This window comes from Xanthomonas sp. WHRI 6108 (assembly GCF_040202385.2).
Taxonomy (GTDB): domain Bacteria; phylum Pseudomonadota; class Gammaproteobacteria; order Xanthomonadales; family Xanthomonadaceae; genus Xanthomonas; species Xanthomonas arboricola.
Window position 1 is genome coordinate 2,858,014 of the sequence record NZ_CP168198.1, and the last position, 18,109, is coordinate 2,876,122.

General features: G+C 63.5%; 17 protein-coding genes and 1 tRNA gene. All 18 read right to left on the minus strand.

Annotated elements, in window-relative coordinates:
• Positions 1 to 24 precede the first annotated feature (24 nt).
• The 18 genes from ABQ039_RS11975 to ABQ039_RS12060 all read right to left on the minus strand — a co-directional run bounded on the left by ABQ039_RS11975 (position 25) and on the right by ABQ039_RS12060 (position 18,088).
• Complete coding sequence (locus tag ABQ039_RS11975; protein ID WP_184609229.1) at positions 25 to 1,056, minus strand: 3-oxoacyl-[acyl-carrier-protein] synthase III C-terminal domain-containing protein; 1,032 nt, start codon at positions 1,054 to 1,056, stop codon at positions 25 to 27.
• 135 nt (positions 1,057 to 1,191) lie between these two features.
• Positions 1,192 to 2,211, minus strand: a complete 1,020-nt coding sequence (locus ABQ039_RS11980) for a TraB/GumN family protein (protein ID WP_184609228.1) — start codon at positions 2,209 to 2,211, stop codon at positions 1,192 to 1,194.
• Between the two features lie 92 nt (positions 2,212 to 2,303).
• On the minus strand, positions 2,304 to 2,765 hold the full coding sequence (locus ABQ039_RS11985) for a cupin domain-containing protein (RefSeq protein WP_184609226.1): 462 nt from the start codon (positions 2,763 to 2,765) through the stop codon (positions 2,304 to 2,306).
• A 35-nt stretch (positions 2,766 to 2,800) separates the two neighbouring features.
• Positions 2,801 to 3,595, minus strand: a complete 795-nt coding sequence (locus ABQ039_RS11990; protein ID WP_161961052.1) for a WecB/TagA/CpsF family glycosyltransferase — start codon at positions 3,593 to 3,595, stop codon at positions 2,801 to 2,803.
• Between the two features lie 4 nt (positions 3,596 to 3,599).
• Positions 3,600 to 4,394 (minus strand): polysaccharide pyruvyl transferase family protein, encoded by a 795-nt coding sequence (locus ABQ039_RS11995; protein WP_184456260.1) that lies wholly within the window; start codon positions 4,392 to 4,394, stop codon positions 3,600 to 3,602.
• 36 nt (positions 4,395 to 4,430) lie between these two features.
• Positions 4,431 to 5,630 carry a glycosyltransferase gene (locus tag ABQ039_RS12000; RefSeq protein ID WP_047128907.1) on the minus strand — a complete coding sequence of 400 codons (1,200 nt, stop codon included), beginning with the start codon at positions 5,628 to 5,630 and terminating at the stop codon, positions 4,431 to 4,433.
• 64 nt (positions 5,631 to 5,694) lie between these two features.
• Positions 5,695 to 7,179 carry a lipopolysaccharide biosynthesis protein gene (locus tag ABQ039_RS12005; protein ID WP_184609224.1) on the minus strand — a complete coding sequence of 495 codons (1,485 nt, stop codon included), beginning with the start codon at positions 7,177 to 7,179 and terminating at the stop codon, positions 5,695 to 5,697.
• 17 nt (positions 7,180 to 7,196) lie between these two features.
• Positions 7,197 to 8,246, minus strand: coding sequence for a glycosyltransferase (locus ABQ039_RS12010; protein WP_184609222.1), 1,050 nt, complete (start codon positions 8,244 to 8,246; stop codon positions 7,197 to 7,199).
• Positions 8,243 to 9,385 carry a glycosyltransferase family 4 protein gene (locus ABQ039_RS12015; protein ID WP_184609205.1) on the minus strand — a complete coding sequence of 381 codons (1,143 nt, stop codon included), beginning with the start codon at positions 9,383 to 9,385 and terminating at the stop codon, positions 8,243 to 8,245. The genes ABQ039_RS12010 and ABQ039_RS12015 overlap by 4 nt, the downstream gene beginning before the upstream one ends.
• Positions 9,386 to 9,452: 67 nt before the next feature.
• Positions 9,453 to 10,541: an acyltransferase family protein gene (locus ABQ039_RS12020; protein ID WP_260297195.1), complete on the minus strand. Its 1,089-nt coding sequence runs from the start codon at positions 10,539 to 10,541 to the stop codon at positions 9,453 to 9,455.
• Between the two features lie 13 nt (positions 10,542 to 10,554).
• On the minus strand, positions 10,555 to 11,646 hold the full coding sequence (locus tag ABQ039_RS12025; protein ID WP_184609203.1) for an acyltransferase family protein: 1,092 nt from the start codon (positions 11,644 to 11,646) through the stop codon (positions 10,555 to 10,557).
• Positions 11,643 to 12,929, minus strand: coding sequence for a polysaccharide biosynthesis protein GumE (locus ABQ039_RS12030; RefSeq protein ID WP_167709914.1), 1,287 nt, complete (start codon positions 12,927 to 12,929; stop codon positions 11,643 to 11,645). The genes ABQ039_RS12025 and ABQ039_RS12030 overlap by 4 nt, the downstream gene beginning before the upstream one ends.
• Before the next feature lie 94 nt (positions 12,930 to 13,023).
• A complete protein-coding gene (locus ABQ039_RS12035; protein ID WP_046343239.1) occupies positions 13,024 to 14,478 on the minus strand; it encodes an undecaprenyl-phosphate glucose phosphotransferase in 1,455 nt (484 codons plus the stop codon).
• A 243-nt stretch (positions 14,479 to 14,721) separates the two neighbouring features.
• Entirely contained in the window at positions 14,722 to 16,161 is a 1,440-nt protein-coding gene (locus ABQ039_RS12040) for a GumC family protein (protein WP_179465573.1), read from the minus strand.
• Positions 16,143 to 16,841: a polysaccharide biosynthesis/export family protein gene (locus ABQ039_RS12045; protein ID WP_016903310.1), complete on the minus strand. Its 699-nt coding sequence runs from the start codon at positions 16,839 to 16,841 to the stop codon at positions 16,143 to 16,145. Before ABQ039_RS12045 ends, ABQ039_RS12040 begins: the two co-directional genes overlap by 19 nt.
• A 473-nt stretch (positions 16,842 to 17,314) precedes the next feature.
• A tRNA-Pro gene (locus ABQ039_RS12050) sits at positions 17,315 to 17,391 on the minus strand.
• A 60-nt stretch (positions 17,392 to 17,451) separates the two neighbouring features.
• Positions 17,452 to 17,808, minus strand: a complete 357-nt coding sequence (locus ABQ039_RS12055) for a MerR family transcriptional regulator (protein WP_005995911.1) — start codon at positions 17,806 to 17,808, stop codon at positions 17,452 to 17,454.
• Entirely contained in the window at positions 17,789 to 18,088 is a 300-nt protein-coding gene (locus ABQ039_RS12060) for an integration host factor subunit alpha (protein ID WP_002811076.1), read from the minus strand. The genes ABQ039_RS12055 and ABQ039_RS12060 overlap by 20 nt, the downstream gene beginning before the upstream one ends.
• Positions 18,089 to 18,109 lie beyond the last annotated feature (21 nt).

An 18,109-nucleotide genomic window follows, 5' to 3' on the forward strand; every position in this document is an offset into this window, starting at 1 on the left:
CTGGTCGGAACATGCGCACACGCCCTAGTACCGCAACACCATGCCGCCGATCGCCAGCCCGGCACCGGTGCCGAGCAGCGCAACCAGATCGCCACGCTGCATGCGCTGTTCGATCCGGGCGTGATGCAAGGCATGCGGCAGCGAGGCGGCGACCTGGTTGCCGGAGGTCTGCAGGATGCGAATCACCTGATCGGGGCGCAGCCCCAGCGCCTGCACCACATGATCCAGGCCGCCACCGGAGGCCTGGTGCGGGACCAGGCAGCGCAACGCTGCCGTGGTGGTGCCGGCCTCGCCCAGCAACCGCTCCCAGAACGCAGGCAGATGGCGCGCCGCGAACCGGTAGGCGCCGCGCCCATCCATGCTGAAGCTGCGCAAGGCCTCGGGCGACTGTTCTTCGCCGCGCGGATAGCGGGTGCCGCCGCCGCGAATGCGGCACAGCTCCGCGCCGTCGCCGTAACTGGACAGGCGGCTGGACAGCAGTGCGGAGCCGTCATCGGCAGCGCTATGCCCCACGACTACCGCGGCCGCGCCATCGCCAAACAGGCCGGCGGTGGCCGGCGTCGATGCATCCAGCCCGCCCGACGCCACCTCGCTGGAAACAATCAACACGCACCGGTAGCGCCCGAGCGCCAACGCATTCGCGGCCATGTCCAGCGCCACCAGAAAGCTCAGGCAGGTCGCATTGACGTCGAAGGCCGGAATGCCCGAATCGCCCAGCCCGAGCGCGCGCTGGATCAGCACCGCCTGGCAGGGAATTGGCTGCTCCATGACGCTGCAGGCCGAGATCAGGCAATCGATCTGACCGGGGTCGATGCCCGCGCTTGCCAGCGCCCGGGTCGCCGCCGCCGCACCCATCGACGAAGCCGTCTCGCCCTCGCCCACGTAATGGCGCGTGGCCACTCCCGAGCGCGCGAAGGTGGTGCCTGCCGGCAGCTGCCAGCGTTGATCCAGCTGTTGCGAGGTCACCTCCGTGGCGGGGACATGGCGCCCGGTGCCCAGAATGCGCAGCGGCAATGCGTTCAACACGGAGGTCTCGTTGGACAAGGCGCGCAGCATACCGTGGCTGGCGTGGGCCGAGCCGATCGATCGCCGAAGCGCGCAATGCGCATCGCCCGCCTGCGAGGACGGCGATCGGTCAGTCGATCGCCACCTCGTTCCAGACCACAACCGCCGGGCAGTTGTGCCGATGTGTCAAGGCGCTTCCACCGCGTATCCCAGGGTCTGCAAGCGCGCCAGATAGCCATCGGCTGCGGTCAGCCGGCTGATCGGCAGCACTGCAAAAGTGCTGCGATTGCGTTGCAGCGCGGTGGTGGCGATGCTCAGCCAGTGCTCGCGCATGCGCCGTTCCAGATCGTCGATGCCGCGCTTCCTGGCGGCGCCGGAACTGGCCATGGCGCTCATGCAGGCGGCCTGCGGATCCTCGCGTGGCAACTGGCGCAGTGCCTCGATGTCGCCCACCGACCAGGCGTTGGCGCGCTCCACCATCGTGGGCAGGTCGCGCTCGACGGTGACCAGGATGCTGCGGAAGCACGCGGTATCGTCCATGCCACCGGCGCGGAACTCTTTGATGGCCTGGCGCGGGTCGGCGATCTTGTAATCCAGCGCGGTGGGGGTCGGCTTGATCCCGGCGCGCTTGGCGGCACGCTCCACCACCGACCAGATCACCGGCGAGCGCGCCAGGCCGGAGCGTTTGATCGCCGCCTGATACAACTCGCCGGCGGCAAGCATCGGGCGCTTGCGCTCCACCCCACGGTCGCTGCCGAGATAGCGCGCCTTGGCAACCGACCAGCGCGCATACAGATCGGCCGGCAGCAGCTCGCGCAGTTCGCGGCCGTCCTCGTTCTTCATCGCCTTCATCGCCGAGGGCAACAGGGTCAGTTTGCCGAAGAACCCCATGTCCGCATCGATCTGGACGGTTGGGGCCATCAGCACCTGCTGCGACTGGCCGATGATCGTCTCCACCTCGGCCGACTGCCACTGCAGCCGCTTCGGCAGCGGCGACACGGTGCCCAGGATCCACAGCACATGATCGCCCTTGCTGACCTTCCACAGGCCCGGGCCGGGTTGCACGCCGCGCACCACCATCGCTTCCAGATCGACCACGGCCGGCGGCGATGGCGCGGCCGGCTGCGGCGTCGTGCCATCGCTGGCCGACGCCAGCAACGCCACCAGCATCATTCCCACGCCCCACCCCGCCCGCTGGCCTCGCATCACGTCTCGCCCCCTGTGTGAGAACGCGGACACTACGCCAAGCCGGCCATGGCCGCGTTAGGGAAATGTTCGCCGCCGCAGCCGCCGATGGCTCAGCGTGGATCCAGGCTGGCCAGGTGCGCAGCTAGTGGCGAGCCGCCGTCGAGCAGTGCGAATCCTTCCCAGACGAATCCCGGCGAGACCGTGCAGCCCACCAGGGTGAAATCGCCAAGCGACCGCGCCGCCTGCCAGCACCCTGCCGGCACCACGTGCATCGGCTCGCCGCGCTCGGCGGCATCCAGGATCAGGCGTTGCAGCTGCCCGCTGGCCTCGTCGTAGATCGACAACTCCAGCGCATCGCCCTGCTGCCAATGCCAGCTTTCTTCCGCATCGACGCGGTGCCAGGCGCTGGATTCGCCGGCAGCAAGCAGGAAGCGGATGGCGGTCAGCGCCGGGCGCGGCTGGCCGCCCTCTGTGACCTGGCGAGCCGACGCATACACGCGACGGAAATGCCCGCCCTCGGGATGCGGGGCGAGTTCGAGCGAATGGATCAAGCTGGCGGCGGTCGGATGCATGCCTACATGCTAAGCCAGCCAACGCCGCGCATGCATCACGGCAGGTGCTTGCCCGCACGCAGGCAGGTGCGGAAGAACACCAGCAGATCCCAGCTATAGCGCTTGAGCAGACGACGCGGCTCGTTGAGCAGCCGGTACATCCATTCCATATGCAGGCGCCGCACCCAATCCGGCGCACGCTTGGCGGTGCCGGACAGGAAATCCAGCAACGCGCCGACCCCGAACACCAGCGGCACGTTCAAGGCGTGGCTGTGATCCAGGATCCAACGCTCCTGCAGCGGGTTGCCGAAGGCCACCAGCAGCACATCGGCGCCCGAGCGATTGATGCGCTCGGCCAGACCCTCGCCGGCGGCGGCAAATTCGCCGTAGCCGTCGCACATGCCGACCACCTGCTGGCCCAGGGTTCCAGTCAAGGTCGCGGCAGCGGTCTTGCCCACGCCCGGACGACCGCCGAGTAGGAAGAACTTGAGCGGCTGCGCGGCCTCGCGACACAGATACGGAATCAGGTCGGTGCCATTGAGGTTGCCGGCAAAGCGGCGGCCATGGATCAGGCGTGCTGCCAGATCCATGCCGATGCCGTCGTTGACGATGCGCACGCTGGGCTCGCGCATCCGCAGACGCAGTGCCTGGCATTGCACGATGAAATTGGTGTTGGCGAAAAACACCCGGCGTGGTTGCCGGGCGGCCAATGCGTGAAACAACTCCAGTGCAAACGCTTCCTGCGTGGTGGAGAGCACCGGAAATCCGCCGAGCGGAATCACCACGCCCTGCGGCATCGCCGTGTTGGCGGTTGCTGTCGTCTCCGTATCCACCTGCCGGCCGTGCATCATCGAATCACCAAAGGTCGTAAGGAAACGCGGCCAGCAGCCCGGCCTGCAGTTTCTCCAGGTCGAAATCGCCGTTACCGCCAAGCTTCAGGCACTCTTCCACGCTGTTGCCCGAGTGCCACTGCATGCGTCCGGTGCCGTTGTAGTAGTCGTCGTACTTGAAGCGATCCTCGCCGTTACCCCAATCCAGATACACCGCCGGAATCCCGTACGCTTCGGCAAGAATCAGCCCGTGCAGCGAACTGCTGATCACCAACTCGGCGCCCAGCAACGCACTCATGAAGGTTGCAGGTTTGACGTTCGGAAACACCAGATGGTCCGCATACGCGCTGTACTTCTCGACCGGCTCGTTGAAATGCGGAACGATAGCGAAGGGGCGCTTGTTCGCCATTCCCAGCGCATCGGCGGGGAAAAACATCGGTGTCAGCAGACCGGGGTCGCCATAGACTTCCGGCACCGCGATTCCGCGGTCGAGCAGGAATTGACGCGTCTTCGGACCACGCACTGCACGCACATCGAGCGTGCTGAAGGTATTGCGCTCGGCGGGAATCTTGCCGTTGATGCCGCTGCCCCAGACGGTGTCGCCGTCCTTGGCAAAATGCAGCACCGACCCGATGGCGATCAGCTTCTTGCTGAGATCACGCTTCTCGATCAGCGTCTTGTCCTGCAAGGAGAGCACACAGGACACAATCACCTTGGACAGATGATCGCCCATGTTGACGCCAGCGTTCTTCGGCTGCCACCAGAACAAGGCACGGCGTTCCGCATGTTCGATCCATTTCTGCAGCAAAGCATTGGCCATAACGAGCAGTCTCCTTCTAAAGTTGGGTGCGCTGCATCAGTGCGAGAGCGCGGCCTCCGAAGAAGCACGCACCGCTGCGCCATCTTGCTGCGGGTACAAACGGGTTTCCGGATACGCACCTGGATTCAGTACGCGGTCGGTGGTGTCGGACCAATTCAGGCATTGGCGGTAACGCACGCGCGGTGCTTCCAGCGCGCGACTGATCGCCGCAATGACCGACTCACCGTTGCCGGGAGTGTAGCCGAAACGCGATTGATACGGCCCCACGACGGCATTCGGACACACCGCAGGCAGGCCGAAGAAATCGTACTGCAGCAACTTCATCGAACTATCGGCCAGATACACCGGCACCTGCTCGGATGCGTAAGGCGCGATCCCGAAACGGGCGTGCTTGATGTAGCCGATGGTCTCGGCGTGCTTCATCTCGCCATAGACGACCACGTTGTCGCCATAGCCGGGATGCCGGCCCATGCCCGAGCCGATCACATGGAACGTGACCTGTGGGAATGCCTTGCTGGCAACCACGAAGAAGTCCGGATCGAACAACATCGAGCCCACCGCAACCGCATGGATGCCCTCGCCATACGGCGACGGGTCGCCCAGCTGATCCAGGTTGTGATCCACACCGTGGCCGACGTGATACACGTTGTCGCGGCTTGCCACTTCCTCCGCCATTGCCGGCGACACCAATGCGATCACATCCAGCGTCGGTGCAACCCGATCGAACTCACGCTCGATATAGGACGCGACATTGATCGTGCTCAGACCATCGGAAGCGCGATAAACCAGCTTCGCTGCCGGATTGACGCGCTTGGCCAGCTCGATGAAGGCCACCGCGATACCGCTTTCGAACACGATCACGTCCGCCTCGCGCATCCAGTCCAGCAACTGGCGTGGCGGATGCGCGGCATACCAGCGGAACATCGCATCTTCGACAGAACGCAGCCAGGCGCGGCGCGTGTTGAACGGATGCACCGTCGTGCGCCACAGATAGCACTCCACGCCCTTGTGCGACACCACGGTGTTTGCGGTGTCGTCCAGCGGCAGCCGCATGTCGCCCTTCATGCGCGATAGCCGGCTATAGCGCAGCGAGAAAAACCGCGTGGTGCCGCGCAGCGCGAGTTGATCGGTGATGAAGTGGATATTGGCGCGCCGTGGCGTGCGGTAATCGTGGGCGGACAAGACCAGATAGCAAGGCCGGCGAATGCCGGAAGCGGCGGCGGGTGTATCGCTCATGGGCCGTGTCCTATGAATGAGTGGGAGAAAGCATGCAAGAACGCAGGCGAAGACGATGTCGATCTCATTGGCGTGCCTTGGCCTGCTTCAGCAACTTGCGGATGTTGAGAATGGCAACGACATCGCGGCGGAACGCCGGCCAGATCGCCAACGCCAGCAGACAGACCGCCGCCATCGTGGCCGCACCAACGGCCAGCTGCTGCCACAGCGGGCCACCGACGGTGATGGATACGTAATACGCGCACACGCCCGCCACGCCGTACGCGGTCATCGCGCGCACCGCATTGGTGAACAGTGCAACCACCGGTGCGTCGGAGATCTTGCCGACCCAGACCAGCGACAACGGCCAGGTCACCAGCAGGCCGAATGAATAACCGATCGCCACGCCCATCGCGCCCCAGCGCGAGCCGACGAAGATGCAGCCGATCAGCACGATGCGGCTAACCAGCGAGAACAGCAACTGCGCGCGCATCAGGCCCCTGGCAAGAAACACCCAGTAGGTTGCATAGGACGCGGTCTGGAAAATACCGCCCAGCGTCAGCACCTGGAACAGGGGCACCGCCTCGCGCCACTGCTCGCCCAGCACCAGCACGATCAGCGGCATGGCCAGCGCGCAGGCGAAGGCGAACAGCGCGACGATCAGATGCACCATCACCGTCTGCCCGCGCAGCAGAAAGGCGCTGAAGCGCTCGCGGTCGTCCTGCAGTTGCGACAACACCGGCAACGCCACGCTGGTGGCGGGCGCGTTGATCTGATTCAACGGCATCATCAACAACTGAAACGCACGGTTGTACAGGCCCAGTGCGTCCGGGCCGGTGCGCCAACCGATGATGACCTGGCCGACGTTGCGGCTGGCATAGCCCAGCAACTGCGCAGCCATCAGGTTCCAGCCGAAGCTCATGAAGTCGCGCATTGGCGCCGAGCGTTGGTACCCGCCCGGCAACCAGCGTGCACAGCTCGCGGCGATGATGAAATTGACTACCGCCTGCACCACCTGCTGCACCACCAGCGCCCAATAGCCCCAGCCCAGCAAGGCGGCAGCGACGGCCGCACCCAGGCCCAGCACCTGCGATCCCACATCGCTGAGCGCGACCTGGCCAAACCGTAGCCCGCGGCTCAGGTGCGCGCGGTACTGCGTGGTCATGCCGTTGATCAGGAAGGTCACCGCCAGCGCCTGGGAGATCGTCACCAGCGCCGGCTCCTTGTAGAAGTTGGCGATCACATGGGCAGAGGCGTACACCATCACCGACAGCGACAAGCCGATGCCGCTGTTGATCCAGAACAGGTTGTCGCGCTGCTCGCGGCTGACATGCTTGGCCTGCACGGCAGCGGCAGACAGGCCAAAGTCACGCAGGATCTCGGCCGCACCGACAATCGCGGTGACCATCGCCATCAGGCCGTAGTCGTAAGGCGTCAGCAGGCGCGCCAGCAGGATGATGCCGCCGAACTGCACGACCATCTTGGCCGACTGGCCGATCATGGTCACCGCTGCGCCGCCAGCGGCGCGCGAACCGAGGCTGCGCTGTGGCGGCGGCGTGGGGGAATTCATCGTCGGGATCTCTGCGGTCACAGCGCGGCGTCTCCATCCTTGCCGAGCGCTTCCAGGTAGGTGCGGTAGTGCAGCTGTCCGATCCGTGGCCAGTCGCGTTGCGAGAGATCCGGTGCCGGGCCGCGCGGCGCGGCACGCACCTGGTCCAGCATGCCGGTCAGCAGCGCCGCATCGAATTCGCCGTCATAGAGAAACACCCAGCCCGGCCCCACTTCTTCGGCAATCGCCGCATTGGATTCGCTCCACGGTGCCAGCACCGGGCGCGCCAGCGACAATGCCAGCAACAAGGTGCCAGAGTTGTGCATCTGCCGGTACGGCAGCACCACCAGCTCGGCCTCGCTGACTTCGCGTGCGAGCACCGGTTCTTCAACATAAGCCAGCAAGGCACTCACACGTGGATCCTGCGCGCAGGCCTCCTCCACCAGGCTGCGCATCTGCGGCGTGGCCGGGTTGCCGACGATACGCAGCTTCAGGCGCGGATCGTCGACCTGACGCATCACCTCCAGCAGCGTTTCCACGCCCTTGTACGGGCGGATCAGACCGAAATGCAGCAGCCGCCCCGGAACCGGCGTGCCTTGCGGCATCTTTGCAAACCACTCGCGATAATGGCCGTGCAGGATGGTGTCGGTGAATGGCGGTCGCGGCGGCGTGGTCGCGTTGATGCGGATCCAGCGACGCGTCAGCCGATCGATCCAGCGCAACAGGCCGCGCTCGCGCCAGCCGCGATCCTCGTGCGGTGCCAGGTTGTGCAAGGTGCGCACCACCGGCGTGCCGGTCAGCTGCAGCTTGAGCAGCAACAGCGCCGCACACATCTGCTTGGCCAGGGTGCCGATCGCGCTGGGATGGCGCAGCAGATATTCCGGCCAATGCAGATGCAGCACGTCGTAGCGCGACAGCAGCGCATCGCGCATCGAAAAGAAGCGCGGCTGCACTGCAGCGGGCAGCGATGCGTAAAGCTGGGTCAGATACGGATTGGTGCTGGCATTGGGCTTCTCGGTGGAGAACAGCACGGTGACCTGCGGCTGCGCGGACGCACGCACAGTCGCTGCCGATGCAGGCGCGCTCATCGCACTGCCTCCTGGGTACGGCGGGTGCCCAACGCGGTGTGGTATTCGTCGACGTAGCGCCCGACCACATGCTTCCAGTCGTAGCGGCTCACGTACGCCATGGACGCTGCACGACGCGTATCGAAATCGGCATCCGCCTGCAGCGCAAGCGTCTGTACCTGCTCTGCGGCCGCATCGATCCGGTCGCGGTTGACGATCACGCCTTGCCCCGATTCGCTGGCAAGACGCACGAACGGCGGGATGTCGCTGAGGATCGGAATCAGGCCGGCACTCATCGCTTCGACCGCAGCGATGCCGAAGCCTTCATGGCGCGACAGGCAGACGAAGAACTGCGCCTGCTGCATCAGGCTGCGCAGCTGCTCCTGCGACGGCGACATGCTGAGCTGGACCTTGTCCTGCAAGCCCCGCTCGGCGATCGCCTTGCGCAGGTCGGCCTCGTTCAAATCGTATTCGCGCCCGGCAATGATCAGGCGCCACTGCGGATCGCGCTGCAGTACCGCCTGCAGCAGCTCCAGGGTTTCGATCAGGCCCTTGTTCACCGACCAGCGGCCGAAATACATCATGGTCCGCCCCGGCGTCGCTGCGCCCTGCGCTGCGTATTTCTCCACGTCCACGCCGTTTTCGATCACCCGCAAGCGCGCCGGCGACACCACCTTGGCGAACAGCTCGCCGTCGTTCTCGCTGGTGGCGATCACCCGCGCATACGCCAATGCGGAAGTGCGGGTGAGCGTTTGAAACCATAGCTGCTTCATCCGCGAGGCATACGCAGTGTGGAAGAAGCCGCCGTGCGTGGACACCACCATCGGCTTGCCATGCAGCGGCCTGGTCAGCGCCAGATAGTCGTAGAAAAAATCGATGCCATGCAGATGCACCAGATCGGCCGAGCGGATCGCGCTCAGCACGGACGGCGCCAACGGATAACGCGACGAGCCGCGATAACCAATGCGTCGGATCGGCAAGCCCTGATACGTCTCCTGCTCCGCAAGCTGCGCGCCCGGATCGGTAAACACCCGATCCAGCGTCACGACCTCCACCGTATCGGCACTGGTGGCCTGGTGTTGACGGGCCACATTGAGAACGACTTCCTCCATGCCTCCGATCGAAGGATGGAATTGGCGGACGACATGCACCACTTTCATTACGCCAATCTCCTGTGCCAGCGACGCAGACACATCTGCATGCTCGGCTGATCATTCTGGAAGCTCGTCATTTGCGTTTCAATCCCAACATCCACGGTGCAACGCGCACCAGCACCGCGCGCATCGGCACACTGACCGCGACAGCGAACGCGCTCAGGCCCATCGCCCAGGCCGGTGTGCCGATCAGGCTGCGAGCGATCACACCCGTTCGTGCCACCACACTGGTGAGCACCAGAAACACCAATGTGTGCGTGCACAGGATCAGCAAGGTATTGCCACCGATCCACTGCAGCCAACGCCACTGTCGGACGAAATACGCCACGCACAAGGTCATTGCGGTACCCAGCAGGCTGACCAGCAGGAACACCGCAGCGGAATGCCCGAACTGCAGATTGTTCACATCCACTTGCCCGTTCCATCCGGCCAGCCACCACCACGCTGCTGCCAGCACCGGCAGTGCCAACGCCCACACCGAGGCGCCAAGCGCGCGCAGTGCATCGGCGTAGCGCGACAGCCATCCGCCCACGGCGATGAAGAACAGCGCGACAGGCAATACATCCAGCGCCAACGGAAGCCGCAGGTGCAACGACGGAAACCAGCCCGCCCATGCCAAGGCGAACAACAGACTGACTGCCGCCAGCGCCGTCGTCGTCAGGCGCGTGCGCAAGGCGATATAGGCCAGCGTGGTGACGAACAAGGCAGGCAGGAACCACAACGCCGGAAGCACGTACAGACGCGTGCCGTTGGCCCAGAACAGGCCGATAAACGGATCCCACCACGGCAGCACATGCGATGGATGCGCCGCGCGGCTGGTCACTCCCATCAGCAGCCAGCAGGCGTAGGCCACTAGGAAAAACGCGACATAGGGAACCAGCAACGTGCGCGCCAACTTCGCAATCGTCGCCACCGTCATTGCGCGGTGGCCGAAGCGTTCGCCGACCCAGCCGGACAGCACGAAAAACAGCGGCACATGAAAACTGTAGGCGAACAACTTGTAGGCGGCCGGCATGCCGTTGGCATGCCCCAGCACCACCAGGAAGATCGCCAGCGCCTTTGCTGCATCGATCTGCCAATCGCGGGTCAATGCAGGCGTTGGCGCGGCCTTGGCACCCAGACCGTCGTGCCTGGCCGCGTTGGAATACGGTGCGGTGGTCATGGCGCAGCGCCGCTCATGCCGCCACCGGGCGGGCACCCAGGGTCCACGGCGCAAAACGCATCAGCAACAAGCGCAGCGGCACGCACGCGAGCAGCGCAAACACCGTCACGAACACTGCCCAGCCCAGGCCCGGGCGCGAGGCAGCGAATCCGCCAGCCAGCGCCGCAACACCGGAGAGCACGAAGAACACCAGCATATGGGTGCACAGGATCAGCAAGGTATTGCGGCCGATCCACTGTATCCAGGCCCAGCCCTGCACCAACCGTGCGGCACAGATCACCATCAGTGAGCCAAGTACTGCGCTGACCACAAACCCGACGTGGTTGCGGCCGAACTCCAGCATGTTGACGTCGATGCGGCCATTACGATCGGCCAGCCAGGCCACCGGCAACGCCAGCAGCACGGTCGCCAGCGCGCTCACCGGCAAGGAGCTCGGCAGACGTGCGGAAACATGGATCAGCAAGGCACCCACCGCGTAGAAGCTCAGCGACACCGGTAGAACGTCCAGGCCAAAAAAAAGCCGTACCTGTTGGCCCGGAAACCAGCGCATCCAGCACCAGGCCAGGATCAACGACGCCACCGCGATCACCACAGGCGACAGCCAGCGGCGCAGCATCACATAGCTCAGCACCGTCACCAGCATCACCGGCAGGAACCATAGCGGGGGCTGCACATACAGATCGGGGCCGATCCCGGTGAACATCGCCACGATCGGCTCCCACCACGGATGGCTGCCCCAGCGCGCCGCCTTCTCACCGATATTGCGCGTCAGCAACCAGTACGCGTAGCCGAGCAGATAGAACGTCACATACGGCAGCAGCAGACTGCGTGCCTGCTTGCTGATGGTCTGCGGCAAGCCGGTGGTCCGCGACGCATAGCCCGCCGCCAGCCAGCCGGACACCATGAAAAACAGCGGCACGTGGAAGCTGTAGGCAAACAACGTCATCGCATGCGGCACGCCCTTGGCGTGGCAGAACACCACCAACAGGATCGCCAGGGCCTTGGTGGCATCGATACGCGGGTCGCGGCTGCGTCCGCCGGTGGCAACGGACGCACCGACGACCGGTGCCACCGGCTGCGGTGCTTGCGTTGCCGCCAAACTCATCGTGTGCCTCCTGCGGGCAGTGGCAATCGCGCATCCTCGTCGGCCGGATCCTGTCTGGGCAGCTGCTTAGCGCTGGCAGCAGACCAGGTCGGCCGCATGTGCCACAGGCAGCCGCACACGAACCACCACAATGCCGACGTCTTGATCGAGAAGTAGCCGTTGGACACCAGCAGGCTCAGCGCGAACGCAAAGATTGCCAGGTTCTTGAACAACTGCCCTTCCTTGCTCGGCATCAACAACAGGAACGAATACGACAGCAGGAAGGCGAGCACGCCGACGATCGACTGCGATGCGATGAAGTAGGCAATGCCGCTGTCGAAGTAACGGTACGCCTGCGCAAAATCCAGGCCCATCCACGAGTTGAAGGACAGGTTGTTCATCGAATTGACGGTGAAGAAGATGCGGCCCATCGTGTTGTCCTGATAGGCCGTGATCCCGGTGATCCACACCAACAGCCACGCCGTCATGATCACGAGCAGGAAGACCAGGAACGCCAGCCGTTGATCCAGGCGTTTCAACAGCGGCGACAGCAGCACCATCAGCACGCAGGTGCCCGCCGCAAGTCGGCCGTCGGAGGCCACGACCATGAAACCGATCAAACCGACCGACAGGATCAGCATCGCCGGACGCATCCAGCGCCAGAACACCAGCACGATCGCGGTAAAGAAGCAGATGTAGTTACCCATCGTCACCGGCTCGATGAACATCGAGGAGGCGCGGGGAAGATTGGAGCCCGGCAGGAAGTTGCGCTCGCCCGGACGCGTGGCGCTGACGAACAGGTTGCTGTCTTCGTTCCAGAACCCTTCCGCGCTCATGCCACGCGCGTTGACGAAGAAGCTCTTCGGGTTGACCAGATCGCCATAGGCGCTGGGCATCGCCAGTTCGAACGCCGCAACCAACGACACGATGATGGTCATGCGCACGAACAGCTTGGGCACCGACCCGGTATAAGCCGAACCAAGCACCACGAACGCGAACACCACCAGCGCGTCGCGGAAGAACTTCGGATCGATCTGCCAGTTCACCAGGAAGCGCACGAACATCAGGGTGACGATCAGCCCTAGGCCGCTGATGATCAATGCAATGCGCTTGCGGCTCATCGAACCCAGGCCGAGCAGGAAACACGCGGCGTAGACCATGAACTCGACTGCGTAAGTGATCACCGGACGTACGGTGAACACGTTCGCGTTGATCAGCGCCAGCAGCAGGTTGTAACCGACGCCGACCAGCAGCGTCAGCTCGATCAGCAGGTTGTGCCAGCGAACGCGGGCCTCGTCGCTCATTCGGATCAGCATGCAGACGCCTGCTTGAAAGGGGCGGCTGCGATGCAGCCGCCCGCGGCGCTCGGCGCGCCAGGTCGCACACTCCCCGCCATCATCAGTACGCGGTCTTCTGTCCGAGCACACGCACTGCGGTCAGCACGATGATGCGGATATCCAGCCACAGCGACCAGCGACGGATGTAGTCCAGGTCGTACTGGATGCGCTTCTTCATCGTGCGCAGCTCCGGGGTTTCACCACGGAATCCATTGACCTGCGCCCAACCGGTGATGCCCGGCTTGACGTAATGGCGCTGCATGTAGTGATTGATCAGCTTCTCGTAATGGGTGTTGTGCTGCGCGGCATGCGGGCGCGGCCCCACGATCGACATGCTGCCACCGAGCACGTTGAAGATCTGCGGCAACTCGTCCAGGCTGCTGCGGCGCAGGAACGCACCGAAACGGGTGATACGGGTGTCGTTCCTGGTCGCCTGCTGGATGGTGGTGCCATGGTCGTCATGCACACGCATCGAGCGGAACTTGAACATGTAGAACTCGCGCCCACCCAGGCCATGACGACGCTGGCGGAAAAACACCGGGCCCGGCGAACTCATCTTCACACCGACCGCAATCGCAGCCATCAACGGCCACAGGCCCATCAGCGCAACCACGGCCAGGATCTTGTCCTGCAGCGCCTTGGCGACCACGAAGTAGTTGTCGCGGTCCACACCGCCCTGGCGCAGGTTGATCACCGGCACGTTACCGATCTGCTCGCCGGACTGGTTCAACAGACCGAAGTCGAACAGGTCCGGCACCAGCTTCACGTTGATCGGATAGCGATCCAGGCGCTGCAGCAACTGCTTGATATGGTCACGTTCGCCCAGCGGCAGCGAGATCCACACCTGCTCGACCTGGTTGTCCTTCAGGTACTCGATCAGCGCGTCCGGATCGCCCAGGCACGGCAGCGACTGGCGTTGCTCGGTCACGGCGATGTCGTACGGCGTGCGGAAATAACCGACCAGGTTCATGCCGACCCAGGGATTGCGGCTGAGGTAGTGATTGATCTTCATCACCGGGTGGCGCAGACCGACCACCACCACCCGCTGCACATCCACGCCCTGGGTGCGCAGGTGATTCAGGAAGCCGCGCAGCACCGTGCGGGCCGCCACCAGCGAGGCCAGCCCACCGACGAACCACAGGCCGATCCAGCCGCGCGAGACCTGCTCGCCAACCTGCACGATCAGCGCATGCACCGCGAACAGCGCAAACACGCCACCGAATGCACCGCCCAGCACCATCAGCTCGCTCAACAGCCCGCGACCGCGCCAGCTGCGATACAGCGGGAACAGCGCAAAGCAGATTACCGAGTACAACAGCGTGGTGGCGATGGCGACCCGGTACGGTGCCGCAGGCACCCAGGAGCCGAAGACGATGCGATAGGCGATCAATCCGGAGACCACGACCATGGTGAGGTCGAAGACGCGCAGGACCAGATCGGCCGCAGCCGAATACTTGGACAACAATCGCGGCGAGGATGTGGTGTAAGTCGCGCTACTCAAGTCTGCCAAAAGCATGGGGATGTCCTCCAAACTCGATACGGCGCATGCGGGGGAACATACGAAACGCACGCGAGCTTTCAATCATCTCCGTCGGGCGATCACCGCGGTAATACCTACCGACCCCAGATCGCACGACAGCCCTTTGTTTCAACAGAGACAAACTTTCAAACGAAGGAGCCCGAAACATACGGGATCCAACCTTTTCCACGCTGAATCAGTTGTCACTTCAATTAACCATCGTTGTGCAAAACGACGATGTCAGTCCAACCGCGTCTGCGCTGCCGTGCCACGCAGGAAGTAGCGCACCAGTGCCACAGCCACACCCAGGAATACGCCAAAGATGAAGCCCAAAGCGAGGTTCAATTTAAGTTTCGGCGAAGTCTTAGACGTAGGCACGTCTGCGGTATCGATGATGGTCACGTTGTTGGCGCCGACGTTGCTCGCCACACCGATCTCCTTGTAGCGCTGCAGGAGCGCATCGTAGAGCTGGCGGTTGGTATCGACGTCGCGCTTGAGCATGTTGTAGCGGATGCTGCGGCTCTGCAGATCGAGCTCATCGTTACGCAATCCGGCGATGCGCTGGTTGAGCAGCTGCTCCTGATGCACCGACGCGTCGTAGGTCGCCTTCAGCGACTGGCGGATATTGAGGACCTCGCCATTGATCTGGCGACGCGACTCTTCGATCTGCGCCTTCAGACGCTGCATTTCTGGATAGTCCGGCTTGAAGGTCGACAGCTTCTGCTGATATTCGGTGTTCAAGCGGATCTGCTCGCCGCGCAGGCTCTGGATCAGCGGATTGCTCAGCACTTGCGGCAGCGACATCGCGTCACCGCTGCTGACCTGACGCCAGGCTGCCTCGGCCTTGATGCGGGCGTCCTGCGCCGATGCCAGCATCGCATTGAGGTCGCTGAGGTTCTGCGCCGGAAGCGATGGCTTGTCGTCGCCCACCGACACGATCTGCTCGTCGGTGGAATAGGAGACCAGATTCTTCTCTGAGTCCTCCACCTTGTCGCGCAACTGCTCCAGGCGCTCGGCCAGGAACTTGGTCGCGAACGAGGATGCCTTGATGCGGCGTTCCTGCGTGCTGACGATGAAGACCTTGGTATAGGTGTTGGCGATCTTGGCAGCCAGCACCGGGTCCGGCGAATCGTAGTTGACGTAGACCAGGCGCGAATTGAGGATCGGCTCGACCACCAGCCCGGCCAGCAGCGTATCGGTCAGGCTGCGCTCGATGATGGCCTGGCGCGAGTCGACCGACTTGCCGGCTTCCGGATTCTTGGCAGCAGCCTTTTCCAGCGCTTCGTCGACCTGCTGCTTGAACGCCGGCTCCTGATCGAGCTTGGCTTCGCGGATCACCGCACGGGCCAGCGAGCGGCTCTGCAGCAGCTGGTACTGGGTCTGGTAGAAATCGCGATCCTGCGGCGATTCCACCGGCATCAGGTTGTCGACATTCACCACGTTGAGCGAGTCGCGCTCGATCTGCAGCGTGCTGGTGGCGCGGTATTTTTCCGGCATCAGCAGGGTGACGCCAAACGCCAGTGCCACTGCCCCGACGGTGATCAGAATGATCAACCAGCGCTGTGAGACCAGCGCGCGCCAGTAGTCGAGCAAGCCAACGTCGGCCAGCTCGAGATGCCCGTGACGATGAGACGGGGAAGAACGATTGTCTGAATTCATACTCATCGGTAAGCGCGCCACACCATCACAAGGGGGGTCAGTTCCAGCATGGTGCGCAGCCAGACGCGTGCGTCGGAGCGGTACACCACAACGATGTCGCCGCCGTAGATCTCAGGATCCGGGTTGGCCCCCTTCTCGATCTGGGTCAGATCGAATCTGGCGATCATCTTTTGACCGTTGACGGTGCGAAACACGATGACGTTGCCGCGGCTGGCCACGGTGCTGACGCCCTTGGCCTGCGCGATGGCCTGCTGCAGGGTCAGGTTGGCGCCGATCACCGGATAGATGCCCGGCTCGTCGACCGCACCGGTCACCGTGACCCGGCGACCATTGGATTCCTGCACGAACACCGACACCTGCGGCTGCTGCAGATAACCGGCGGCGTAGCGTTCTGCCACCAGCTTTTCCAGCTCGCCGACACCCAGGCCGGCTGCCTTGACGTCGCCGATCAACGGCAGCGAGATGTGGCCGTTCTGATCGATGCGGACCTGCCGCTCCAGATCGTCGACCTGGAACACCTTGAACAACAGCAAGTCGCCTGGGGCAAGTCGATACTCCGGTTGCACGGCGGACATCGCGAGCGGATCCGGAAGCGGCAGCGAATCGGCCATCTTCGGACCGGTGCTGCATGCGCCCAGTGCCATCGAGCAGATCAACGCCAGGCTGAGGCCTTGGCAAAATCGTCCGATCAGTTTTTTCATGCGTGTGGCTGGCTGCCTCGGTTGGGTGGGACAGGACCTCGCGCAGCATTCAACCGGCCAACACGCCAGCAAGAACGTACGACAGAGAAATTCATCCCAAGACGCTTGGGATCACGACAGGTGTGACGTGTTGCAGTGCACTATGGCATAGAACCAACGCATCGCAAGACGCTGCTCGCCATTTTTTTGACGGCGTTGGCCTATTGATTCAAGTTCGTCGTTGCGGCGTTAACAAAACGTGATCCAAGTACGAATCCGCCGCCAATGATTTGGAGCATTTTCGGGGACTTAGCGACATTGCGTGACCCAGGTCCATAGCGAACAGAACTGCAACCAAACGGGCTCGGCCAGGCATTTCATGCTGCTGTGCAGTATGCCGATGGACATATCGTGTCAGGCGTATGACAGACCGCCGATCGCATTGTGCGGCGCAACAAAAAAGCCCATGTCCGTGAAGACATGGGCTCCGTGTTTGGTCGGGGTAGCCGGATTCGAACCGACGACCACTAGTCCCCCAGACTAGTGCGCTACCAGGCTGCGCTATACCCCGAAGATGTTGCGTCCGCCGCGAGGGCGGCCTGCGATTATAGCGGCTTTGTGAAACGTTTTCCTAGCGGCGCAGCAGTTGCAGAACCTCTTCCAGCTCCATGCGCACCTGTTTGATGATCTGGTTGCTCAGCGCCGACTCGCTCTTGGCGCCATCGCCTTCAAGACGCAGGCGTGCGCCACCGATGGTGTAACCCTGCTCGTACAGCAGGCCACGGATCTGGCGCACCATCAGCACGTCGTGGCGCTGGTAGTAGCGCCGGTTGCCGCGCCGCTTGACCGGTTCCAGGCTCGGAAACTCGGTTTCCCAATAGCGCAGCACATGCGGCTTGACGTCGCACAGCTCGCTGACTTCGCCGATGGTGAAGTAGCGCTTGGCCGGGATTGGCGGTAGTTCGCGATTACTGCCCGGATCCAGCATAAGCCTCCACCCGCTCCTTGAGCTTCTGGCCCGGACGGAAGGTCACCACCGTGCGGGCCGAGATCGGAATTTCCTCGCCGGTCTTGGGATTGCGACCGGGCCGTTGATTCTTGCGCCGCAGATCGAAGTTGCCGAAACCGGACAACTTCACCTGACGGCCCTGCTCCAGCGCATCGCGCAGCACATCGAAGAACGCGTCGACAAATTCCTTTGCCTCGCGCTTGTTCAGACCGACCTCGTCGAACAGACGTTCGGCCATCTCCGCTTTCGTCAATGCCATGCCAATCCCCTGGTTACCGCC